The sequence below is a fragment of the Veillonella sp. genome (genome assembly GCF_041333735.1).
Classification (GTDB): Bacteria; Bacillota; Negativicutes; order Veillonellales; family Veillonellaceae; genus Veillonella.
Genome location: NZ_JBGKFB010000001.1, coordinates 892404 through 915430, shown reverse-complemented (window position 1 = coordinate 915430; position 23027 = coordinate 892404). Strand labels below are relative to the sequence as shown.

The window sequence follows — 23027 nt, the reverse complement described above, 5'->3', positions numbered from 1 at the left end:
AGCCTAAGCTAGGGGGTTCTTCTGGTAATTATGATAATAGGTTTAGATTTAAGACAGTACGAGGACCAACTGAGGTCATGTCTAAATCAAACGAATTAACCAACGAATTTAGTCACTGCTGCAGTATCAGTTAAGTGACGTTTAGGCATGCCCATTTCTTCAGGGGAGATGCCAAGAGCAAGACCCACTAATTGGGACATGTGCAAGATTGGCATATCTTTGCCACCGCCAACAACTTCTTTTGCTTCTTTTTGGAACATATCAAGTTGCATTTGGCAAAGTGGGCAAGGAGTTACTACGCAATCTGCGCCTTCTGTAGCTGCATCTTTGTTGATGGAGCCAGTCATTTGCATTACGGAATCATGTGCAGGGTATACAGCATGGAAACCGCAGCAATCAAGTTTACGGGAGAAGTCGATTGGTGTAGCACCGATAGCAGAGATCAAATCTGCTAAGGATGTAGGCATTTGATAATCTTCGAAGCCCAATTCAGTTTGAGGGCGAAGAATATGGCAACCATAGTATTCAGCTACACGTAAACCAGTTAAAGGTTTAACAACTTTAGCTTTCAATTTGTCCAAACCGTAATCGCGGATCAATACCCATAAGAAATGAGTAATATCAGTTGTACCGCGGTATTGTTTACCGATTTGAGCTAGTTTTTTGTTAACTTCGTTCTTTTCTTTTTCGTTGTTATCAAGCTCGTTTTTAGCTTCACGAAGCATCAAAGTACAAGTGTTACATACAGTTAAAAGGTTCAAACCTTTTTCTTCTGCTAATGCAATGTTACGAGCATTTGTAGCAAGTGTAATTTCTGGAGCGATGTCTTGAACGTGGGACGCGCCGCAGCAAGTCCAGCCGTCAAGCTCTTCCAACTCGATGCCTAATTTTTTAGCTACAGCAACTGTTGCTAAGTAGTCTTCTTTGGCAGCGCTTTCAAGAACGCAACCTGGGAAAAATGCGTATTTCATTATTTGCTTACCTCCTCAGCTGCTTTCATAAGTCTGCGAACACCATCAATACCATTTACAGGTTTTTGAGGTACTACAAGTTCGAATGGATTGATTTTGCTGTGTTTCCACAAACGTAAAGCATAGAATGCTTGTTTAGCGGAATCTACAACACCATCAGATTTCAAGCTCATAGAAACTTCTTTCAAGCGACCAGTTTTGTAAAGGTCTTCTTTGAAAGCAACTGCATGGCGAACGCCTTTGTTGTTTGTAAGGCCAGCTTTTGTAGCTTCTTTACGCAAGTTGGAAATATCTTGAGCAGGTTTTAAGTGTTTAGGACAACGGGAGATACAGTTCATGCAGTGAACGCATTTCCAAAGACCATTGTCATAAGCAGGTTGAATGTGAGCCATAGGTGCATCATCACGGCTATCCAATACGAAACGGTTAGCTTTTGTAAATACATATGGTTCTAAGAAATCATCTTGACGTGCAGTCAATTTGTTACATTCAGATGCGCAGCAACCGCAAAGGATACATTCTGTACCAGCAACGAATTTTTTGAAATCAGCTGGAGTTTGACGAACAATTTTGTCGCCTTCGTTGAATTCTGCTTTAAGGAAAATCCAAGGAGCAACTGTTTTCAAACGATCAACTTTAGATTCCCAGTCAACAACTAAGTCACGGATTACGCGGAAGTTGCCGATAGGTGCAATTGTTAATTCATCTGTACCGTAACGTTCTGTTAATTCATCAATTTTAGATTCACAACCAAGCATTGCTTCGCCATTTACGCGAATGGAGCAAGCGCCACAAACTGCGGAACGGCAAGCTGCCAAGAATGTTAAAGTTGGATCTTGAGTATCTTTAATTTTTTGAAGGCCCCAAAGAATTGTACGGTCAGGTTCGTAATCGAATTTGAAAGTTTGTACAAACGCGCGACCTTGTTGGTAACGGTGGATATGATAGGTGATTTGTCTCATCTTAGTACTTCCTTTCTTGTGGTTCGTATTTAGTGAACACTACGTCGCGTTCAGTTAATTCGTATTGACCGTCTGCGCCTAATTTGATCAAAGAATGTTTTAAGTATCTTTCATCATTACGTTTTGGATGGTCTTCACGAATATGAGCGCCACGGGATTCACGACGGTGTAAAGCGCCCATTGCAATAGCTTTTGCTACTGTTAACATAGAACCGATTTCACAGTAGTTTACGAATGCCATGTTGTAAGTACGTTCAGGGTCACCTACATAACAAGTTTTGTAATCTTCGATTAATTGATCGATTTCTTTTAATGCTTCAGTAATACCTTCTTCATTACGGAAGATACCTACTTTGTTCCACATTGCATCAGCCAATGCATCGCGGATTTCAACTACTGGGCGACCACCTTCACGAGTTGTTACTTCAGTGAATTTTTCTTCCCAGCGTTTAGCAGCTGCAGCTAATTCTGCATCTACATTTGGTTGTTCATGTGTTTCAGCATAGTCAGCTGCACCAGCACCAGATACTTTACCGAATACTACGCCGTCAGCCAAGGAGTTACCACCTAAACGGTTAGCACCATGGATGGAAATACAAGAAGCTTCGCCAGAAGCGAACAAACCAGGCAATTCACATGCACAAGTTTTGTAGTCTACTACGTCGATACCGCCCATTGTATAGTGACATGTAGGACGAATTGGTACTGGTTGAGTCAATGGATCGCAGTGTTCGAAGCACATAGCCAAGTCACGGATACCATGAAGTTTTTCGATGATAACTTCAGGTCCTAAGTGACGAAGGTCTGCTACTACATATGCGTTAAGACCAGAACCGAAACCACGACCTGCAGCGATTTCATCTTCGATTGCTTTCGCTACAACGTCACGGGATGCTAATTCCATTTTGTTAGGCGCATATTTTTTCATGAAACGTTCGCCTTCAGAGTTAAGAAGGTAACCACCTTCACCACGAACCGCTTCAGACATCAAGATACCAGTACGACCAAGACCAGTTGGATGGAATTGAATCATTTCCATATCTTTCAATGCATTACCAGCGCGGAATGCTGCTGCCATACCATCGCCTGTAGAAAGGAATGGGTTTGTAGTACGAGTCCAGAAAATACGACCTGCACCACCAGTAGACAAGATAATTGCTTTTGCTTTAATTTGTTCTACGCGACCTTCTTTCATGTTCCACACAACTGCGCCACCAACGTGACCGTTTGCGTCTTTAACAAGATCTAAAAGGTACCATTCTTGTAAGAAGTGTACGCCTTCTTTCAAGCATTGTTCATAAGTTGTGTGCAAAATTACGTGACCAGTTTTATCCGCAGAGTAGCAAGTACGTGGATAAGATTGACCACCGAAGTTACGTTGAGCAATTTTGTTTTGCTCTGTACGAGAGAATGGAGCACCCATGTGGTCCATTTCAAGTACGCCTTCTGGACAACGAGAGCAGAAGAATTCGATCGCATCTTGGTCGCCAAGATAGTCAGAACCTTTTACTGTGTCGAAAGTATGTGTTTCGATTGTGTCTTCAGCTGCAACGTTATTCAAACATGCATTTACACCGCCTTGCGCCATTGCTGTTGCAGAGCGAGTTGGGAAAATTTTAGTAATAAGAGCTACTTTTAAGCCTTTGCGACGACCAACTTCAAGAGCCGCGCGTTGACCAGCGCCACCGCTACCTACTACTAGAACATCAAACTGTTCCATAATGACCTCCTCATAACTACCTATTAATAAGAAAACTTGTTAGACTATCTCATTTCAAAAACTTATAAAAATTTTTGATAACCTAATCATTTTTCTTTCAAGAAAAACCCCATACTTATGCGATTTTTCTTATTTCTTTACCTATAATTATAGAGAGCATTTAGTGTGATGTCTAAACCCTATTATGCATAATTAATTTCGATTAATCTAATTGATAATTTATTTCACTTAGTGTTTTTCTTGTTTATATATGAACATTTAAAATAGATTTATGAATATTTCATACAGGAAGTTAAGGATATTACGAAAGTAGTTCGGTTCCGAAATTTTTGTATATTTTTATTTCCGCTAGACCCTTAACAAGGCTTATTAATACTGACTTTATAAGATCACCAAACTGTTCATAATAATTAATATCCGTTAAATTCCTACTAAAACTACCTCGAATTTAATCATCGAAAATCATCAAATTTCTACGGCTATTATTGGTATTTAACTCTCTGATAATTATTATCATAAGTTTTTTTAGTGATTTCTTTCACGTTAGCCAAAATTGGCAAAATTGTGTCTATCTATGCGCATACAGCAATCTTCGATATAGTTCATCTTCATTCATTAGCAGAATTCATTAAGTTTCAAGTTTTCCTCGCTTTTAAGCACTCAAAACATGAAGAACATGCTTATAAACTCGCATATACATTCATCTTTTGCTCATTCCTGTTGTATAAGGTATGATAATAGATAAATAAGTTATATAATATTATATATATAGTCACCTCTATATGGTGTTGTGGCTTTCACCAACATGAAAGCATATATATATAATGACTATATTAATGTAGTTGGAGAGCTATATTTTTAACTCATACATAAGGAGAACAGAGAATGAAAATTTTACTTGTAGAAGACGAAGAAATGCTGAATGGCATTACCGCGAAATATTTGCGTGCAGAGAATATGACAGTTGATACATGCTTCAATGGTCAACAAGCTATTGATTATGTAAATACATCCAGCTATGACGTTATCGTTATGGATATTATGATGCCAGTTCTTGACGGTATTAGCGCTCTTGCACAAATGCGTAACGACGGCAATACAACACCGGTATTACTTTTAACTGCAAAAGATTCCTTACAAGATAAAGTTACAGGCCTCAACACAGGCGCTGACGATTACCTTGTAAAACCTTTCGATCTTGAAGAGTTAACAGCTCGTATTTATGCATTGGCTCGTCGTAATGCGCGTCATGCACAAAACGATATCCACGTAGGTCCGCTTACAATCAATGTGCCTCAACGTACAGTTAAACGCGATGGCGAAACAATTACATTGACTGCAAAAGAGTTCGACCTCTTATTCTATTTAGCAAGTAACGAAAACATCGTATTGTCACGTCAACAAATTCTTGACCATGTTTGGGAATACGACTATGAAAGCTACTCTAATCTTATCGATGTATACATCAAAGATTTACGTAAAAAGATCGATACTGATGAGAATGTAAAACTCATTCAAACAGTTCGTGGAGTAGGGTATGTCCTCAAAACAGAAAACTAATGATCCTCACCGAGATCTAGACACCATGTCTGGGGCAGCTACCGATTTATTTAATCGGCTGCCCCTCACTTTTAAAATTATGTCTTGGTATACCATCTTTTTGCTCATCATTTTGATGGTTGCCTCTGCATGGATTTATGCATATACGCACGAATCTGATAACAAAGAAGTACGTGAGCGCTTGCAGCAGCAAGCAATGATCATGGCTACGGATATTCGCAAATTTAAACCGTACCAAGATAATACATTCTTCTTTGTTTCCACCCAAGACGGCTATATTATTAAAGGCGCCTTACCAGACGGCTTCCCAAATCAAACAGTCCTTTCCTTAGGACAGGTTGGAGAAATTGCTGTTGGTGACGACACCTTCTATTACTACGATACGCCGGTTAACGAACCAAACTATCGTGGTATTTTGCGTGCTGTTACAAAGGTAAAAACAGCCTCTAAAAAAACAGAAAATCTACTATATAGTTTATTATTAGGTGATGTTATCTTCTTGTTGATTTCATCACTAGGTGGTTATCTATTCATCAAAAAAGGCCTCAAGCCGGTCCGAACCTTGACGAAAACAGCTAAAGTTATCGGTAAGAACAATGACTTAAGTCGCCGTATTGATATTCCATCCCGCACAGCGCGAGATGAAATCTACGAGCTTACCACCACATTCAACCGCATGATTTCAGGTCTGGAAGACTCCTCTAATCGGGAGAAACAGTTTAGTTCTGACGTATCTCACGAACTGCGTACACCGATCGCTGTCATTAAGGCTGAAAGTGAGTTTGCTTTAAAATACGGCCGTACAGAGGACGATTTGCGAGAAGGCTTAACACATATCTTAGAACAAGCCAAGTTTATGACTAATCTCGTAAGTCAATTGCTCGATGTAGCACGCCTAGAGAATGCGCATGAACTCAACTTAGCACCTGTAGATGTATCGTTGATGTTAACCAATATGGTTCATGATTATACACGACTTGTTGCGGAGAATACGGAAAAAAGTATTTCCATTACATCCAATATTCAACCACATATGCGTATCGTGGCTCATGAAGTGTCCTTACGTCGTGCCATTACGAACTTGGTAGACAATGCTATCAAGTTTACGAATTCCACCATCGATATTTCAGCCAAGCTTGCCGGTGGTGAACTCGTTATTACGGTAATAGATAATGGCATCGGTATCGAGCCAGAAAACCTTGAGCATATTTGGGATCGCATGTACCAAACAGAGCAATCTCGAAACAAGAAATCCAATCACGGCATTGGACTTGGCTTATACTTTGTAAATAAGGTCATTAACTTGCACCATGGCACAGTAACAGCCACTAGTGAACCACAAGTAAGAACTACATTTACAGTACGATTGCCGTACAACAGAACAGAAGAATAAACTAAAGGGACTGACCAAAAATCAGTCCCTTTTCTTATACGCACTCAATATGTACCATTAAATTCAATATAATCATAATATATAGTATTTAATTATGTAGCTCTTAATTATTAAGCATTTAATTATTTAGCATTTAATTATTTAGCCTATGAATTGTTGCCATAGTGGCATATACACATATTCGAGGAAGGTCCATACAACAAGACCTGCTATAGCGCCAACAATAGCACCATTGATACGGATCCAACTGAGATCGTCCTCCACCTTAGATTCGATGAAGTAAATAAACTTATCTGTGCTAAGACCGCCTAGAACTTGGCGTATGATGGTTTCAATGAGATCATAGCCTTGTTCAAGTACATATATACCAATATTGTGCAATGTATCTTCTATACGTTTTCTCAAATCTTCGGATTGACCATATACAGTCCACAATTCGAGAGCAATATTTACAAGAACTTGTGCTGGTGTTTCCCCATTTTCATCCCCTACGAGTAATAATTCCTCTACATAAGGGCATAAATGGTTTTCAATAACAGATTCCCAATCTTGTTCACGAATCCAACGTTCCCACGCTTCATCGAGAGCATCACAAACCTCACGATTCTCTTCTATGTGGCGAATTGGATCGACCCATTGGCGAAGCCATGCAGTCCGTTCAGGACTATTTGGTCGCTTCCAATTTTCAAGCATCGCATAGGCCTCTTGAACGATAGCCTGTGCCAGCTCATGGTAGTTCACCACATCGGTCGCTTCAGACATAGAGATGAGGAAATCAGACCAGAAGCCTTTCCGCTTTTTCTTATGAGCCTCTTCTGCTACAACTGCTGTTAGCCACGTAACCATAGCTGGATGGTTAATACGTTCTTGAATTACGTTCAGCACCTGTACAACCATGCCTTCATAGCGATTATGTTCACATAAATCGAGCAATACGTGTTTCAAAACCGGTACTAGGGAATGCTTTTGAAGCAATCCACGGATGCGTTTTGCCCCCCATTGTGCCCATTCCTCGTTCGTTTGAGATTTCCACAACAGATGTAGCCCTTGATGTATCACAAGGCGCGCTGCCCGCTGCCCTTCTGGAGATAGCAAAAATTTCTCAAACAATGGTACAAATTGAACATTGCTCAACAATACTTTGCAGCGTTCCTTCGTGAGCATCTTTGTCTCAACGAGCTTGATAACACCGTTGATAAGGCGATCTTTATTGCGAGGAATTAACGCTGTATGATATGGAAAACCTAGTGGCTTACGGAACAATGCAGTTACAGCAAACCAGTCCGCCACACTGCCGATAAGGGCTGACTGCACAGCCCAATAAAGAGGCTGATACCAGCTTTCATGGCCATAGAAAAATTGACCTATGAAAACAAAACAGTACAATACTGCGGTCAAACCAAGAATACCATTAGCACGTTGCCGCAATGTGAGGGATTTCAAATACTGAATCATTTGAGCACCCCCTCTACTAAAAGGTATAACCCGTAGAATATACCACCTAAAACAGCCCCTACGAGGGAACCATTGATACGAACCATTTGAAGGTCATAGTACATCTTGCCTCGTACAATTTGGGTGATTTCATCAGGGGAATAGCGAGATAATTCCTGCCCTACCACCTTATCGATGAGAGGGTTTAATTTTTGCAACCATGGAATGCTACGCAACAAGAAGAACCGTTCAAACGGTGCTTGCTTGTCTGGGTTCAGCAAAATCTCTGTACCGAGCACATTAAAGCGGCCGATAACGATGTCCATGAGTCGTTTCCAGTCCACAGTATCACCATCGATGAGCTTGCCTTCCCATTCTTCGAGAACCATCTTGATCCATTGATCTTTATGCTCTTCGATGAAAGCTTGCCACTCTGCATTGGTTTCCAAATTATTGAAGAAGCGAATGGCTTGGCCCCATACGTAACGACCTAAATCAGAGTCGATGGACTCATTATCCTTAAGGAATTGAACAGCCTTTTTCTGTACCGTTTCTACCAATCGTTCTGGTGAAAGTCCATCCCCGCCAAAGGCAATGGCCAATTCACGGAAGAAGGAATCCTTCGTATAGGTTTTCATAATGTCTAACATTACGCGGTACAAGTATGGGTATACCTGATTCGATGCGATGACACGCTGACAAGTACGGTTAAAATAAAGCCAGAAAATGCTCGCCGTATGGCGTTCTAACATACAACGACCAAACAAGATAACGAGCGGTGTCGCCTTCCAGTTTGTAACGCCTTTGTATATGGCTTTATTGATTTCCTGACGCATAGGTTCAATGTCCATATGAGACAAGACCTGATTACCTACACCATATAAAATATCGCGCATTTGGTCTTGTCCTACATCACTCATGCCATATTCAATAATGCGGACCATAACCCGTTCTTTTTTGATGGCATAGTACATTTGAGGCACCCGCAATAGTTCTTCACTGAGCATGGTGCGCCCCATTTGTATAAGACGTTCCTTACTACGTGGTAAGATAGCAGTCTTAAAAGGTATCCCCAACGGTTTTGTAAAGAGCGCCGTCACCGCATACCAATCCGCCAAGCCACCGATCATAGCGGCCCCAGATACGTGCATGATAAATGCCCAAAACATATCTTGCCGTTGTGGATATGAAATTAAAAATATAATCGCCATGACAACCAATAGGGTGGTTGCCACTGGTTTAGTTTTCATCATCACTTGATCCTAACTTACTAAATTACGTATATAGACTCTCCCCATATAACGTAGTGACCATAGAGGTCACGAACTTTCACATACTACAACAACTTGTGAAAGTATATTTAATATGTGTATCCATCATCTGCTAGAGCATCCGATTAACACTTCAGTTAAAATGTACATTCATCGCCTTCTTTTTGAGGTTCCCATACAGGAACATCACTAAAGAGAGCTTTAAAATACACAGATGGTGTCCATAATGGACCATTTAGATGCATAGGAATAAAGGCTTTTTTCACCTCTACACGGCGCAAAAACTCAATACTGCCCCACTCCATAGCGTCTTCCAAACGATTATCTACAGGGAACATCGCTACATCGACAGATAAACCGTCCAATTCTTTGAACTCGCGCCATGCCATGCGCTTTGCATCAGCATTATTCTCTGGCGTATCGCCAAGCCAATGCCACCAGTTAAGGTCGCCAGCGTGGAAGATAGAATCAGAATCGATATTAGCAGTATTTGTCTTTACGTAGAAAGAGCCACCTTCATCGGTACTGCCATACATATGAATGCCTACATCATCTAATGTCGCATCATGACCTGGGCGCATGGTAATGCATTTCTTTACCTTGCCTTCTAAGGGTACATCTTGATGGCAAATGTAGCGTGTTTGAGGACCATCAAATTCCGTAATGGATGGATTAAAATGATCTGCATGAACATGGCTTACAAAGAACCAAAGCTCACGACCACGCTTTGCTAATTGCCAAACAATATTGTTAGGATCTTTATAATAATCAAACACATAGCAACGCTTACCGTCGTCTACAAGAAAGCCGCTATGCGCTAAAAAAGTAACATTCAACATTATTATCAATACCTCTCATTTATTGAGAATTTATATCATTCGTATTGTTTATTATACCATATTTTTCTTAATACATGGCATAAACAAAAGACCTTTTATACTTCGTACAAAGAGCTCTATAAAACACATATGTTTAATCGTAATAGGGCAGAAATGCCGCTGCCGCTTCTTACATGCGGCCAGCGGCTTTCATATAATCAATATATTGGTTCCCCCATATTTCAAGAGATGCAAGAACAGTTTTGAATCCAGCTCCGACTTCCGTAAGGCTATATTCAACCTTTGGTGGAATGGTGCCGTATACTTCACGGTGTACAAGGCCATCATCTTCTAATTGGCGTAACGCTCTAGTAAGTGTTGCTTGTGTAATTGGGTATAAGCGGCGCTCTAACTCACGGAAGCGCACAGGACCTTCAGATAATTCGTGCATGATCAATAAAGACCATTTGCCGGCTAATAACTTTTGGCTCGTTGCATAGGGACAGCGGCCCACTAAATCATGAACATTTACGAGTTGCTCTGCCATGGTGATTCTCCTTTTCGCTCTAATATAATTCAAATGTTATCACATATTTTTACTATTTCAAGCATTTTATGGTATCTTTTTTTAGGGTACAAATATTTATGTTCGCTAATATTACTATATACACAAAAGAACCGCTAGTTACAAAACTAGCGGTTCTTTTCTTTACCATACTAAGTACGCTACTAAACGAACACTTTTAAGAAGCAAGAGATATTATAAATCAATGTCACTTATTCCCTAAAATTTAGTCGTCTGCCAAAATCATAATAATGTTTTAATAAAAGATTCCATTTCCATCGGTTTTACAACAGGCTCAAAGCGCCCTACCACATTACCTTTACGATCTATAACAAATTTAGTAAAGTTCCACTTTACCTCATCGTCCGTTAGATAGTTAGGATCAATGTCATTGAGATAGTCTGTAAGCATTTCTGTCTTATCACTAGGCGGGAACCCTTTAAATGGTTGCTCTTTAATCATATATTTGAATAAATCCAAGGCACTTTCATCACGCACATCAGATTTACCCATCACAGTAAAAGTAACCCCATAATTTACCTTGCAAAAGGATTGAATTTCGGTATTAGAACCAGGCTCTTCCTCGCCAAACTGGTTGGAAGGGACCGCAATAATTTCTAAACCTTGTTCGTTGTATTTCTTATAAAGAGCCTCTAACCCCTCATATTGGTGAGTAAATCCACACTTACTTGCCGTATTAACAACAATAAGAACTTTGCCTTCAAAATTTTGTAGCGATTGCAATTCACCAGACTTATTAGGCAGAGAAAATTGATATACAGACATAGTAACTCCTAACTTTCACAATAAAACTAATATTATATTAATAATGTTTTTACATCGTAATTAAATTTAGCTGTAGTCTCAGCCGCAGTTTTTTGCCATTCTGTAGGTGCTGTACCGTCTTTTTCAAGGAAGAATCCAGAGTCAAGGTAGCGAATGATGATATAGTTGGAATCCTTTTGATCAAATCCGTTACCACGGGAGAAGTCGATGCCATGACCTGTATTGCGTGTTACGATGGCTTCCAATAATGGCAACGTAATAGCATTCAACGTGATTTTCATATCACATTTGTCGAAAATCTTTTTGAAGAAGGAACTAGGTTTTTCTTCCTTATAGACTAATAATTTGCTAATTGTACCATTAGAGGCACATACTACGCGGCGAATTTCATTAATAGGGATATCAATCTTACCATTTGAGATAACACCATTTTTAATGGTGATTTCTCGTTTCCCCATATAGGAGTAATCAAGTGGCAATTGAAGCGAATCTAAATTTGCAGGGAAGTCCGCTGTCAATTTATGGCGAGCAAAGGCAGCAATGATTGCTTTTGTTTCGCGGATATTGTGACCAGCATTAGATCCTTTACGGTCAGTATCTAAATCTTGACCTTCTATGTTTTTCCAATTGTGGTCTCTAAATATAATCGAATAGTTACTATTTGAATTTAAATATCTTGTAAGATATAGTTCATTTACATTTTCAAAATCAATGTCAGTTATCACCTGACCATTTGCATCTTTACAGAGCACACCATTGTAACTAATTGTTAACGTACGATCATTACCTTCAAAAACAACAGGATTTGTGTCGAATACAGAAATCATAGCCCTCTCCTTTTCACGACTCCAAACACAATGATACTTGTATGTATCAAACTCATTTAATCACTATATTGATTAAATATATTAATCAAATATTCTTAACTTAATGATACACCGTCTATATCAATTTGCACAAATACTAGATTTTTCTGATAATTTATTTTCTAAGATGTTTTACAATCACTATATGCTTTTACCAATATATGTATAAAAGTTATCAACCAATATATACATAAATCAGAACCACCCGTAAAACGGGTGGTTTGCTCACGGGCTATAAGCCCGTAGTACTAGGCCAGCGTCTAAAGGCGCTGGCTTTCACTACGTTCAAGCCGCATAGCCATTGACTCGTAACGTTCCCCTTAAAGGGGATGTGTATTACTTGCTACCCTTAAAAGGGTCCTCATATTCTTTTACACTAAGCTTATCTTTCATTTGGTCATGTAACTCTTGCTCACGTATATATTTCTTTACTGTAGCCTCATTTAAACCTACTGTACTAACATAATAACCCTCGGACCAAAAGTGTCGATTTCCAAATTTATACTTTAAGTTTGCGTGTTTATCGAACATCATTAGTGCACTTTTCCCTTTTAAGTATCCCATAAAAGATGATACTGATATTTTAGGTGGGATTAATACTAGCATATGCACATGATCAGCCATAAGCTCCCCCTCGATAATCTTGACGCCCTTATATTCACATAAACGTCTCAATATTTCACGTAAACTATTTCTGTATTGATTATATATAACTTTACGTCTATACTTAGGTGTAAATACTATGTGGTATTTGCATAACCATTTTGTGTGCGCAAGGCTCTGTGTCTTTGTTGCCATATAAAATCACCTTTCTTTTGCATATAATGCGGCTTGAACACCTACATTATACTTAAGCAAGGTGATTTTTTTGTATAACTTTCGTTGCCGCACCCGCATAGCGGGTGGTTTAATGATTCGCGACTACATCGCGAACCAGTCTAAAGACAATAAACAAAAAGCTGATTCCGAAGAATCAGCTTTTATTGGTTCATTGAAATGTTTCAAATGAAGTTATAGTTGAAATTACATGCTTTCAACAGCAGCGATAGCAGCAACATCTACAACGTCTTGAGCAGAGCAGCCACGGGAAAGGTCATGAACTGGTTTAGCCAAGCCTTGAATCAATGGGCCAAGAGCGTCAGCGCCGGAGAAGCGTTGTACCAATTTGTAACCAATGTTAGCAGCTTGAAGATCAGGGAAGATCAAGATGTTAGCTTTACCAGCTACGTTAGAGCCAGGAGCTTTCTTTTCTGCTACGGAAGGAACGATGGAAGCGTCCAATTGTAATTCGCCGTCGAATTTGAAATCAACATTGCGTTCTTTCAAGATGTTAACAGCTTCAACCACTTTATCTACTTCTGGAGTGGAAGCGGAACCTTTTGTGGAGAAGGACAACATGGATACGCGAGGATCTGCCATGCCAACAACTTTGCGAGCTTTTTCTACAGTGGATTCTGCGATATCAGCCAATTGTTCGCTAGTTGGGTTAGGCAATACGCCGCAGTCGGAGAATACGAGCATACCGTCGTCACCATATTCTTTTTTGCTTGTGAACATGAACATGGAAGAAGATACAGTTTTAAGACCTGGTTTAGTACCTACAACTTGCAATGCTGCACGCAATACGTTTGCAGTTGGGCAAGCGGAACCAGCAACCATGCCATCTACTGCGCCAAGACGAACGAGCATAGCGCCGAAGAATAAGCAGTCACCTTTCATAGTTGCGTCAGCTTTTTCAGGAGTCATACCTTTTTTAGCGCGCAATTCTACGAATGTATCAACCATTTCTTGGTAACGATCATAGTTAGCTGGATCGATGATTTCAGCACCTTCGATGGATACGCCAACAGCTTTAGCTGCTTCAGCGATTTCTGCAGGGTTACCAACGAGTACAGGTGTTACGAAACCTTCTTTCAAAATGATTTCAGTTGCTTTCAATACGCGTTCATCTTTGTATTCTGGCAACACGATTTTTTTACCTAATGGTTTTACTTGGTCTTTTAATTTTTGAATTAAATCCACGATTTTTGCCTCCTTAACATTGGCTTTATGCCATATCAATACTATTATTATAGCAAATTCAACCTATAGGTAAAAGTACAATTTATTTTCTTAGCCTATTATTCTAATTTTTATACTATAATTTTGATAATGGTAAAAGTTAATCTCATAACGTTACAATTAACAGCGAGTTGAATACTCCCCATGTAAAACGTTACAATTATAGTAATAGAACTCTTAATAGCAATAATCACACAAGATTTAACATTCTAATTAAGACAACTACTTTTGGAGGACTTATGGCCAATACAGAAACGACAATTAACGCTGTTATCCATCCCCAAATCAATGATTCACCCATCGATATAGAGAAAACGATTAAGGCCTTAGAGCGTAATAATTTCGTAGTTCATTATTTTGAAACAGGCACTGAGGCTGTTGATTATTTACAGTCTCGCATTCAGAACAAACGAGTAGCTATCGGCGATTCCCGCACCTTATTAGAGCTCAACGTACATGATGCCTTATCTGAGGTTAATAATGACATAACAGATATTCAACGTCCCCTTCCTGGTGAAAGCTTCCGTGACACTGCATTACGCACCATGGGCCGCGATGTATTTCTCACCTCTGTAAATGCATTATCTCAAACAGGGGAGATGGTCAACATCGACGGCACGGGCAATCGTGTAGCAGCTTCTTTATTTGGTTCCCAAGAGGTGTTCTTTGTGCTAGGTGTTAACAAGATTACCCCTGATTTAGCCTCTGCCATTTATCGAGCACGGAATGTAGCAGCTCCATTGAACAGTAAAAAGAACAAGAAAAGCTCCCTCAACCCTTGTGCCAAACTAGAAGAAAAATGTTATGACTGTGGTTCTCCGGATCGCATTTGCAACGCCTTAACAATTTACTATAAAAAGATGCGCAATATGCAAACCATGGAGATTATTATCATCAATGAATCCTTAGGGTTCTAATGGTTTGTGGCCCATTTAGAAAGTCTTGTACGCTCATCTGCCCTAATCCAGATACAACTCTATAAATAGTAGACCATCGCGGATCGATAGCGCCACTTTCAAGATCACTGATATAAGATTGGGCTAGACCTGACTTATCTGCCAACTGATACTGCGTCATGCCCAATTGTCTACGCCATAGTAAAATTAATACGCCTAGTTTGTGAACCTCTTGTCGAACCTGTATATCACGACAACATAGAATAGGATTCATAGCAACCTCTATCTACTTTCACACTCAACACATGGTTATGCCTTTACTATACCCATATCGTAGGTTGACTGACTAGTAGCAGTTGAAAAGTAATAACACAAAAGCCTTACTAAAAACTAATGTATCAATTAGTTCTAGTAAGGCTTTTTTCTATGCATATTATGTTCTGAATGTTTTCAACAATTCGTGTAATTATTGTATATATAGAGATAATTAGTACTAAACATGTACTATGTTATACCAATCAGCATAGATAATATCTAGATTTGTATAGTTTCTATACATTATCCATTCATTATGAATACACTTGAATAGTAAAATTGCCATATCATTATCCGCTATAGGATTATTGGTTAGCACTTTCTTGAGCTTTTTTGATTTCCATGTATTTAACCATGCCATCCACAGCTTTTTTTGCTTCGCGCATCGCCAATACTACAGTAGCCGGTTTATGTACAACGTCACCACCAGCAAAGACGCCATCACGGTTAGTCATACCATATGGATCTTCAGATGTAATGATGTAGCCTTTTTCGTCTACTTTTAGGTTATTACCTTCGCCGATAAGACGAGCATTTGGTTTATGACCAGCAGCGATGATGATTTTATCTACAGGCATAACTTGGAACTTACCAGTACCGTGGATGCCTGCACCATCTTCGTTAAGAGCCATCACTTCATATTTGAAGCCTTCTACCTTGTCTTTACCTTCTACGCCAACTGGAGAAGCGAACCATTGAAATTGGACGCCTTCAGCACGAGCTTCTTCGTATTCAGACAACAATGCTGGCATTTGTTCTTGGCTACGACGGTATGCTACAGTAACAGATTCACAGCCTAAACGTACGCATGTACGAGCCGCATCCATCGCTACGTTACCACCGCCGATGATGATAACACGGTCGCCTTTTTTAACAGGGATTTGCTCTGCATCAAGCTCGCCATTTTCTACCAATTGTACATTCGTCAACAAGTACATTGCTTGGAATACACCATGCACTTCATCATTTTCCATGCGTACTTCTTGAGGAATATGTGTACCAGTACCGATAAAGATGGAGTCAAAACCTTCTGCGAAGAGTTCATCCAATGTTTTATCTTGACCGATAAATGTATTACATACGAATTTAACGCCTAAACCTTCAAGACGAGCGATTTCACGACGTACAACGGATTTAGACAAACGGAATTCTGGAATACCGAATAAAAGTACGCCACCTGGTTCAGATTGACCTTCGAATACAGTTACCTTGTAACCAAGTTTAGCGATATCACCTGCTACGGACAAGCCTGCAGGGCCAGAACCTACAACGGCAACCTTACCAAGATCTTGTTTAATCTTCTTAGGTTTGCGAAGTTCATTGATACTTTCAAAATCAGCAGCAAAGCGTTCCAATTTACCGATATTGATAGGCGGTTTTTTCGCCTTATTCATGATACAGTTACCTTCACATTGGTTTTCGCGTGGACATACGCGGCCACAAATGGATGGCAAGTTTGTACGTTCTGCCAAAATGTCATTTGCTAAACCAAAGTTACCGTGTGCAATAGCTTGGATAAAACGAGGGATTTCGTTTTCAATAGGGCAACCCATACGACACAATGGTTTTGGACAATTTAGACAACGTTTCGCCTCAGCGAGCGCTTCCTCCATTGTATAATCCGCATCAAAATGTAGTGGTTTTAATTCGTTACTCATGGCACATGCCTCCTAACAAGGATCCAGTACTATACTTATACAGCGTTGCATGTACCTGAACAATCCGATGAGCCCTCTCACATAGGGATGTCGCCACATGCTGCTAAGATTTATCTTTTGTAACCATTCGATAGACGTGTGGTCACTGGTCAGACACACACTATTCTATAGTATATTCTAAATTGTGAAAGTCCCAACAGTCAAGCAAATAAAGCACCTTTTGTATACGAATATAGCCCCTATTCATGCAAGGATTGCATAGAAACAAAAGATACGGTATCAGTAATTTTTAAGTGTATATTTACATATATATCTATGCATGTATACTGAGAATAGATAAACTCCTCATGAATCTAGCAGAATATAAGAGGTTCACTATGAACACAGTAGACTTTACCGAAAAATACTATATTGATCGTCGCGGTTCTCATTCCCGCAAATGGGATGGCGAGCACTTAAAATTCAGCCGTACTGACCTATTACCACTATGGGTGGCTGATATGGACTTTATGCCCCCTCAGTGCATTCAAGAGGCCATTTGTAGCTATGTGAAAGCCACTCCTCTAGGTTATACCATGACAAATCCGGATTATATACAGGCAGTCATGAGCTGGTATAAACGCCGTCACCATTGTACGCTTCAAAAAGAGTGGCTCACCAGTGCTCCTAATGTTATTACAGGGATTATGTGGTGCATCGGGGCTTTTACAAAACCAAACGACGCCATCGCCCTTCTAAGTCCTGTGTATGGCGCTTTTGATACGAGCGCCAGCGATGCTCAACGTCAAATCATCGCTGTTCCTATGAATCACACTGAAGATAATCGCTACACCGTGGATTACAAAGTCTTTGAAACAGCGATTACCAAGCACGATGTTAAATTGTTCATTCACTGCAATCCGCACAATCCTATAGGCCACGTATGGAGTGAACAGGAAATGGAGCGAATATTCAGCATTTGCCAACGGCACAATGTACTCATCATTAGTGACGAGATCCATCAAGACCTTATCACAGGCCCAACGAAATTCACATCAGCCTTGACGGTAAGTAAAGGGGCCTATGCGGATAACATGATTGCCATGTCCTCCCTGTCCAAGTCTTTTAATATGGCTAGCTTACATCACGCAGAGGTTATCATCCCTAACGAACGACTAAGAAGCCAATTCAACGCCTATAAAGCTCATGTGTACCACACAGACTCGGACGTCATTGCGGAAGCGGCCATCACCGCAGCCTACACGCATCCAGAGGCGGAAGCATGGCTCATAGATGTACTAGCTGTCATTCGGGAAAACTATGAATATCTGTGCCGAGAACTTCGTACGGCATTGCCACACATCCGCATCAGCCCTATGGACGGCACTTATTTAGCATGGATTGATTTTGGCGCCTATATGAAATCCAAAGATATGCACGACCTATTCGAAAATAAATGCTGCATCGCACCAAGCTTTGGCGAATGGTTTGGAGGCGAAGACTACGCCACCTTTGTGCGACTTAACTTGGCAACGAGTCTTGAAAATATTAAGACTGCTACCCATAATATTATCAAGTGCGTACGTCCTTAATAGGCACCTCTCATCAGGAAATACATTAATTCAGGAAATACATTAATCATATTAGAGAATTCATTTTGTACAAATAAAAGAGGCTGCTCTAGCATCATTCAATGTTAGAGCAGCCTCTTTGTATTATAGCCTCACTGTATTAGCTACTAGTATTACACTAGTTCTTATTTAGTTCTAGCGAAATGTTCCTTTGCAAATTGCATGTCTTGTACGAGTTCTAATGTACCAATATAGTTATTATTTTGATCGCGTACAGCCATGTAGTTTACATAGAATGGACGACCTTGTTTTTCAAGCCATACTGCCACATTATCGCGGTCACCTTTACGGAAGGAGTCGATGATACCACGTACAATCGGTTCTACCTTTGGTGGATGGCAGGAGTACACATCACGACCGATAGCTGTAGTAGGACGTTTAAATACCTTTTCACCATCGTTGAAGTAGCGGTTGATGTCTTCATGGTCAACGAAGGTTACTTCCATTGGCATTGTATTGAGCATAGCATCGAGTTGATCTACAGTTAACGTACCACCAATTAAACCGATAGCATTGTCATCACCACTTTGTTTTGTAGTTTGTGTTGCTAATGCTGCATCAGCCTCTGACCATGCAATGCGTTTTACGCCAAAGATATCTTCATATTGTGCTGTATCTTTGTAGATTTGGTACCATTCTTCTTTACTGAAGTTTTCTGCACAGATTGGGAACAAGATATTTTGTTCTTTGTAGATCATTTCTTGAGCACGTGTAAGAAGCTCATCAAAACGTCTATACCAATCATCTACACTTTGACTAGATTTTGCTAAATCGCCTAATTGGTCGCGAATGTCACCATCAACAGTCCACATAACCATGGATGGGCCACCGATTGCATAATCTACCTTCAATTTTGGATATAATAAATCGCCTTTTTTAGCATAATGAACAGATACTTGGCGTACTGTATTTACATCATCAATAGTAGCAGTTTTATCGGCTACTTTAGGGCGGATAGATTCAATCAATGCATCGAGAGCTTTATTTTCCTCTGTTAATTGGTTGAGTGGATGACCTACAGTCTCTACCAATGTTACTACACTCTTGCTCTTTTCTTGAGCTTCTAGAACGGCCTCTACCTTAGCATGTTCAGCATCCATTTGTTCATGAATAGTAGAACCATGGAACAATGCAGAGTGAAGGTCACATAATTGTTGTACCTCTTCTAACGGTGTACCTTCGCGCATAAGGCCTTGTTCGGCTTTCATAATTTCACTAGCTTCAACATGCTTGAATTGGCTCGCAAAATCTTCACGAACAGAACCAAGTTCTTCGCCAGTGCCTAAACGTTTCAAGAAACCTTTCAATTGCTCTACACGTTCGCTATCTGTAACAGTGTCCTCTGCGTTAGCTTCTGTATTTTCGTTGGTATTAGCTTCTGTATTTTGAGTAGCGTTAGATGCCTCTACGTGAGTAGCAGCAGCCTCTACAGGAGCATCCTTAGCAGATGCATCATCACCATGTAGGTTTGGCATTTCACCTTCCAAGGTAAAGCCGGCTTTCATAAATGCGCTCACGATATCAATCATGGATACGCCCTTCATCTTAGCTCCTTTAGGAATAGTCATGATTTTACCAACAGAGTTCAACATCACCTTGTTAGTGATTTCACTGAACCCTAAGCTTTTCATAATCTCTGTTACTTCAGGATATTCTTTTACCAAATCATATACAGATTTGGACAAATCTAATTTCTTTTCCATTTTGGTCCCCTCGTGTCAAAAATATTGTGTATTACTTATGTGAGTAACCCTCTATACAGCTTTGTATACAAGGCAATTTATATTCTGAAAGGTACATCTTTAATAACCTATGGCTCTATGATAAACGATATGAATTAAAAAATCTGTGCCCATGGCTATACTTTTGAAAGATATTCCAAAAATATCGAAAATTTTTCATATAAAAATAACGGATAGCTGAGTATGCAAAGACATCTAACCATTTAGAATGCTTTGAACCAACTATCCGTTATCTATTAACATAAGTATCTAGTTTTAAGAGAGATGAGAGTTCTAAGAGATTTATTAGTTTTGAAAGGTTTAGCCTTTTAATGCTTTTTCGTAGTTTTCAGAAACCTTATCCCAGTTAATAACGCGGAAGAATTCCTTAATGTAATCTGGGCGACGATTTTGGTAATGCAAGTAATATGCATGTTCCCAAACGTCTAAGCAAAGGATTGCTGTTTTACCTTCTAGTAGAGGGTTATCTTGGTTCGCAGTAGATGTCACTTCTAATTTGCCATCTTTGTTTACCACAAGCCATGCCCAACCAGAGCCGAAGCGTGTTGCTGCAGCAGCGGAGAAGCTTTCAACAAAAGCATCATAACCACCAAGATCAGCGTCGATAGCCTCTTTCAAAGGACCTTCCAATTTAGAAGTGTCTGGTTTTGTCATGATGTCCCAGAACATAGTGTGATTCTTATGACCACCACCGTTGTTGATAACTGCTTGACGGATATCCTCCGGAACATTAGCAATGTCACCGAGGATGCAATCTATGCAACCATAGGCAAGATCAGGATATTTAGCGATAGCTGCGTTCAAATTATTAACATACGCTTGATGGTGCTTGTCATGATGCAATTTCATTGTTTCTGCGTCGATAACAGGCTCAAGATAATCGTAAGCATACGGTAATGGTGCGAGTTCGAAAGGTTTCATAGTAGTCCTCCTTAAATTTAGGGCATGGAACGATGTGTATCAGTACGTATCGTTCTTGTGAAAGCGTTTCGATGCACCTGCATCTTTTATTCATTATTGATATGAATTATCATTCTTCATTTATTGTACACTCTATATAGAAAATCGTCAATGTAAATACCCATAGAAAAAGGCTATAGGAAATCCTATAGCCTTTGGGTTCGTTACCAATATAAAACTCTAATTATCAATGCTATATGTTTACTATGCATCAATAGTATATGTTAATCACTATACACCGATGTAATTCAATCTACTATAGTGATAACAAGATAATTATTCAACGATACATTGGCACATTTTCATTGTTGTTAATGCTGCTTGATGGGATTCTTCCGTAACGCCAGCACAGCAGCTAGAATCTACGTAAACAGGGATTTCTGGCAAACCTGCTTTCAGTATAATCGCATTAGAAACAACGCAAATATCAGTACATAAACCAACGAGCGTGATAGACTCAATAGGGTTCACCGAATTCATACCTTCCAAACGTGATAATAGTTCAAAGGATCCAAAATTTGGCTTATCGATAAAGGATACAGGGCTCATGATAGGACGCCCTTCTGCTGCCTCGATTAAGCCAGACACAATATGCCAACCTTCTGTATTCTTCACACAATGTGTCACAGGTAAGAACTTACCCTCTTGGCTTTCAAGATAATTAGTATCATGTGTATCGCGTGTAAATATGATAGGCCCGTCAAAGTTCTCAATTTTTTTGCGCACATTGTCTACAATTAACTGTGCTTGCGCTGAACCGAGGGCGCCATCTACGAAATCTTTTTGCATATCGATAACAACCAGAACCTTTTGCATAGTTCCTCCTGTATATAGTCTACAAAGAATACATTAATTATTCACTACACTACTAGTTATACTCTTAATTCTAGATAACTTCAATAGCAGGCGTTTATTCTTTTCCCTCAGCCAACGCATGGCGCACCCGATGAGGTTCGTTATGAGCAAGTTTCCCCGCTGCAGCGGCCGCTACGGCGCCTACAAGATCATCGAGGAATGTATTGCAGTGACCGCCCTCTTTACTATCAAGTTTTTTGATAATACCCGGCTTTACCTTGTCTAAATAGCCATAGTTCGTAAAGCCAATAGAGCCGTACAGATTAACGATAGAAAAGGCCAAGATTTCATCGATGCCATAGAGGCTTTCATCATTAGCCAAAATGTGTTGCAACGGCTGAGACAATTTATTTTGTTCCGTTAACTTGTCGAGCTCGATGCCCGTAATAATCGCATTGTGTACCTCTCGTTTTGAAAGCACGGACACCACATGCTCACGGCACTCTTCAATCTTTAAATTCGGCATATATGGTTTTTGAACGTATAAAACGAGCTCTGCAATATCCTCTAGCGTAACGCCACGCTCCGCCAGTAAGTCATACGTATATTTCTCTAAATCTTTTGTAGATTCCATAAGTGCTCCT

21 protein-coding genes are annotated in these 23027 nt (G+C 39.8%); 4 read left to right on the top strand and 17 right to left on the bottom strand.

What is annotated here, in order from left to right; genetic code table 11:
* Nucleotides 1-95 precede the first annotated feature (95 nt).
* The 3 genes from ACDF53_RS04080 to ACDF53_RS04070 are packed head-to-tail and all read right to left on the bottom strand — an operon-like array spanning nucleotide 96 to nucleotide 3653.
* Nucleotides 96-971, bottom strand: a complete 876-nt coding sequence (locus ACDF53_RS04080; RefSeq protein ID WP_005385098.1) for a CoB--CoM heterodisulfide reductase iron-sulfur subunit B family protein — start codon at nucleotides 969-971, stop codon at nucleotides 96-98.
* Complete coding sequence (locus ACDF53_RS04075) at nucleotides 971-1933, bottom strand: succinate dehydrogenase/fumarate reductase iron-sulfur subunit (RefSeq protein WP_370815575.1); 963 nt, start codon at nucleotides 1931-1933, stop codon at nucleotides 971-973. The genes ACDF53_RS04080 and ACDF53_RS04075 overlap by 1 nt, the downstream gene beginning before the upstream one ends.
* A 1-nt stretch (nucleotide 1934) precedes the next feature.
* Nucleotides 1935-3653 carry an FAD-binding protein gene (locus ACDF53_RS04070; protein ID WP_370815574.1) on the bottom strand — a complete coding sequence of 573 codons (1719 nt, stop codon included), beginning with the start codon at nucleotides 3651-3653 and terminating at the stop codon, nucleotides 1935-1937.
* Between the two features lie 885 nt (nucleotides 3654-4538).
* Here ACDF53_RS04070 and ACDF53_RS04065 point away from each other — a divergent pair.
* Together ACDF53_RS04065 and ACDF53_RS04060 are read left to right on the top strand one after the other, a co-directional pair.
* Nucleotides 4539-5213 (top strand): response regulator transcription factor, encoded by a 675-nt coding sequence (locus ACDF53_RS04065; protein ID WP_005385087.1) that lies wholly within the window; start codon nucleotides 4539-4541, stop codon nucleotides 5211-5213.
* Nucleotides 5191-6606, top strand: coding sequence for an ATP-binding protein (locus tag ACDF53_RS04060; RefSeq protein ID WP_370815573.1), 1416 nt, complete (start codon nucleotides 5191-5193; stop codon nucleotides 6604-6606). Before ACDF53_RS04065 ends, ACDF53_RS04060 begins: the two co-directional genes overlap by 23 nt.
* A 141-nt stretch (nucleotides 6607-6747) precedes the next feature.
* On the opposite strand, the gene ACDF53_RS04055 is transcribed toward ACDF53_RS04060, so the two are convergent.
* The 8 genes from ACDF53_RS04055 to pta form a co-directional block, all read right to left on the bottom strand.
* Nucleotides 6748-8061: a DUF445 domain-containing protein gene (locus tag ACDF53_RS04055; RefSeq protein WP_370815572.1), complete on the bottom strand. Its 1314-nt coding sequence runs from the start codon at nucleotides 8059-8061 to the stop codon at nucleotides 6748-6750.
* Nucleotides 8058-9293, bottom strand: coding sequence for a DUF445 family protein (locus ACDF53_RS04050; protein WP_039968864.1), 1236 nt, complete (start codon nucleotides 9291-9293; stop codon nucleotides 8058-8060). The genes ACDF53_RS04055 and ACDF53_RS04050 overlap by 4 nt, the downstream gene beginning before the upstream one ends.
* Nucleotides 9294-9448: 155 nt before the next feature.
* Nucleotides 9449-10150, bottom strand: a complete 702-nt coding sequence (locus ACDF53_RS04045; protein WP_370815571.1) for an MBL fold metallo-hydrolase — start codon at nucleotides 10148-10150, stop codon at nucleotides 9449-9451.
* A 169-nt stretch (nucleotides 10151-10319) separates the two neighbouring features.
* Entirely contained in the window at nucleotides 10320-10676 is a 357-nt protein-coding gene (locus tag ACDF53_RS04040) for a helix-turn-helix domain-containing protein (RefSeq protein WP_105089883.1), read from the bottom strand.
* 261 nt (nucleotides 10677-10937) lie between these two features.
* Nucleotides 10938-11480: a glutathione peroxidase gene (locus ACDF53_RS04035; protein ID WP_295794532.1), complete on the bottom strand. Its 543-nt coding sequence runs from the start codon at nucleotides 11478-11480 to the stop codon at nucleotides 10938-10940.
* 32 nt (nucleotides 11481-11512) lie between these two features.
* Nucleotides 11513-12307 (bottom strand): hypothetical protein, encoded by a 795-nt coding sequence (locus ACDF53_RS04030; RefSeq protein WP_370815570.1) that lies wholly within the window; start codon nucleotides 12305-12307, stop codon nucleotides 11513-11515.
* A 375-nt stretch (nucleotides 12308-12682) separates the two neighbouring features.
* The gene (gene tnpA, locus ACDF53_RS04025) at nucleotides 12683-13144 is read right to left on the bottom strand and encodes an IS200/IS605 family transposase (RefSeq protein WP_005380067.1); all 462 of its coding nucleotides are present in this window, start codon (nucleotides 13142-13144) and stop codon (nucleotides 12683-12685) included.
* A 225-nt stretch (nucleotides 13145-13369) separates the two neighbouring features.
* Nucleotides 13370-14368, bottom strand: a complete 999-nt coding sequence (gene pta / locus ACDF53_RS04020; protein ID WP_370815569.1) for a phosphate acetyltransferase — start codon at nucleotides 14366-14368, stop codon at nucleotides 13370-13372.
* 278 nt (nucleotides 14369-14646) lie between these two features.
* Here pta and ACDF53_RS04015 point away from each other — a divergent pair, with 278 nt between their 5' ends.
* Complete coding sequence (locus ACDF53_RS04015; RefSeq protein ID WP_370815568.1) at nucleotides 14647-15324, top strand: lactate utilization protein; 678 nt, start codon at nucleotides 14647-14649, stop codon at nucleotides 15322-15324.
* On the opposite strand, the gene ACDF53_RS04010 is transcribed toward ACDF53_RS04015, so the two are convergent.
* Entirely contained in the window at nucleotides 15302-15577 is a 276-nt protein-coding gene (locus ACDF53_RS04010; RefSeq protein ID WP_105089889.1) for a helix-turn-helix domain-containing protein, read from the bottom strand. The two genes, ACDF53_RS04015 and ACDF53_RS04010, sit on opposite strands and share 23 nt — an antisense overlap.
* A 346-nt stretch (nucleotides 15578-15923) precedes the next feature.
* Nucleotides 15924-17276, bottom strand: a complete 1353-nt coding sequence (locus ACDF53_RS04005; protein ID WP_370815567.1) for an FAD-dependent oxidoreductase — start codon at nucleotides 17274-17276, stop codon at nucleotides 15924-15926.
* Nucleotides 17277-17653: 377 nt separating this feature from the next.
* On the opposite strand from ACDF53_RS04005, the gene ACDF53_RS04000 reads away from it, so the two are divergent.
* Nucleotides 17654-18847 (top strand): MalY/PatB family protein, encoded by a 1194-nt coding sequence (locus tag ACDF53_RS04000; protein WP_370815566.1) that lies wholly within the window; start codon nucleotides 17654-17656, stop codon nucleotides 18845-18847.
* 164 nt (nucleotides 18848-19011) lie between these two features.
* On the opposite strand, the gene ACDF53_RS03995 is transcribed toward ACDF53_RS04000, so the two are convergent.
* The 4 genes from ACDF53_RS03995 to ACDF53_RS03980 all read right to left on the bottom strand — a co-directional run bounded on the left by ACDF53_RS03995 (nucleotide 19012) and on the right by ACDF53_RS03980 (nucleotide 23017).
* Nucleotides 19012-20589 (bottom strand): DUF438 domain-containing protein, encoded by a 1578-nt coding sequence (locus tag ACDF53_RS03995; RefSeq protein ID WP_370815565.1) that lies wholly within the window; start codon nucleotides 20587-20589, stop codon nucleotides 19012-19014.
* A 339-nt stretch (nucleotides 20590-20928) separates the two neighbouring features.
* A complete protein-coding gene (locus ACDF53_RS03990; RefSeq protein WP_296006869.1) occupies nucleotides 20929-21549 on the bottom strand; it encodes a superoxide dismutase in 621 nt (206 codons plus the stop codon).
* Nucleotides 21550-21864: 315 nt separating this feature from the next.
* Complete coding sequence (locus tag ACDF53_RS03985) at nucleotides 21865-22404, bottom strand: isochorismatase family cysteine hydrolase (protein ID WP_295838652.1); 540 nt, start codon at nucleotides 22402-22404, stop codon at nucleotides 21865-21867.
* A 94-nt stretch (nucleotides 22405-22498) separates the two neighbouring features.
* Nucleotides 22499-23017: a phosphatidylglycerophosphatase A gene (locus ACDF53_RS03980; RefSeq protein WP_370815564.1), complete on the bottom strand. Its 519-nt coding sequence runs from the start codon at nucleotides 23015-23017 to the stop codon at nucleotides 22499-22501.
* Nucleotides 23018-23027 lie beyond the last annotated feature (10 nt).

What these genes read in the sequence shown, in the direction of transcription:
- ACDF53_RS04080 (WP_005385098.1), bottom strand. Translation starts at nt 971, where the DNA reads ATGAAATACGCATTTTTCCCAGGTTGCGTTCTTGAAAGCGCTGCCAAA.
- ACDF53_RS04075 (WP_370815575.1), bottom strand. Translation starts at nt 1,933, where the DNA reads ATGAGACAAATCACCTATCATATCCACCGTTACCAACAAGGTCGCGCG.
- ACDF53_RS04070 (WP_370815574.1), bottom strand. Translation starts at nt 3,653, where the DNA reads ATGGAACAGTTTGATGTTCTAGTAGTAGGTAGCGGTGGCGCTGGTCAA.
- ACDF53_RS04065 (WP_005385087.1), top strand. Translation starts at nt 4,539, where the DNA reads ATGAAAATTTTACTTGTAGAAGACGAAGAAATGCTGAATGGCATTACC.
- ACDF53_RS04060 (WP_370815573.1), top strand. Translation starts at nt 5,191, where the DNA reads ATGTCCTCAAAACAGAAAACTAATGATCCTCACCGAGATCTAGACACC.
- ACDF53_RS04055 (WP_370815572.1), bottom strand. Translation starts at nt 8,061, where the DNA reads ATGATTCAGTATTTGAAATCCCTCACATTGCGGCAACGTGCTAATGGT.
- ACDF53_RS04050 (WP_039968864.1), bottom strand. Translation starts at nt 9,293, where the DNA reads ATGATGAAAACTAAACCAGTGGCAACCACCCTATTGGTTGTCATGGCG.
- ACDF53_RS04045 (WP_370815571.1), bottom strand. Translation starts at nt 10,150, where the DNA reads ATGTTGAATGTTACTTTTTTAGCGCATAGCGGCTTTCTTGTAGACGAC.
- ACDF53_RS04040 (WP_105089883.1), bottom strand. Translation starts at nt 10,676, where the DNA reads ATGGCAGAGCAACTCGTAAATGTTCATGATTTAGTGGGCCGCTGTCCC.
- ACDF53_RS04035 (WP_295794532.1), bottom strand. Translation starts at nt 11,480, where the DNA reads ATGTCTGTATATCAATTTTCTCTGCCTAATAAGTCTGGTGAATTGCAA.
- ACDF53_RS04030 (WP_370815570.1), bottom strand. Translation starts at nt 12,307, where the DNA reads ATGATTTCTGTATTCGACACAAATCCTGTTGTTTTTGAAGGTAATGAT.
- tnpA (WP_005380067.1), bottom strand. Translation starts at nt 13,144, where the DNA reads ATGGCAACAAAGACACAGAGCCTTGCGCACACAAAATGGTTATGCAAA.
- ACDF53_RS04015 (WP_370815568.1), top strand. Translation starts at nt 14,647, where the DNA reads ATGGCCAATACAGAAACGACAATTAACGCTGTTATCCATCCCCAAATC.
- ACDF53_RS04010 (WP_105089889.1), bottom strand. Translation starts at nt 15,577, where the DNA reads ATGAATCCTATTCTATGTTGTCGTGATATACAGGTTCGACAAGAGGTT.
- ACDF53_RS04005 (WP_370815567.1), bottom strand. Translation starts at nt 17,276, where the DNA reads ATGAGTAACGAATTAAAACCACTACATTTTGATGCGGATTATACAATG.
- ACDF53_RS04000 (WP_370815566.1), top strand. Translation starts at nt 17,654, where the DNA reads ATGAACACAGTAGACTTTACCGAAAAATACTATATTGATCGTCGCGGT.
- ACDF53_RS03995 (WP_370815565.1), bottom strand. Translation starts at nt 20,589, where the DNA reads ATGGAAAAGAAATTAGATTTGTCCAAATCTGTATATGATTTGGTAAAA.
- ACDF53_RS03990 (WP_296006869.1), bottom strand. Translation starts at nt 21,549, where the DNA reads ATGAAACCTTTCGAACTCGCACCATTACCGTATGCTTACGATTATCTT.
- ACDF53_RS03985 (WP_295838652.1), bottom strand. Translation starts at nt 22,404, where the DNA reads ATGCAAAAGGTTCTGGTTGTTATCGATATGCAAAAAGATTTCGTAGAT.
- ACDF53_RS03980 (WP_370815564.1), bottom strand. Translation starts at nt 23,017, where the DNA reads ATGGAATCTACAAAAGATTTAGAGAAATATACGTATGACTTACTGGCG.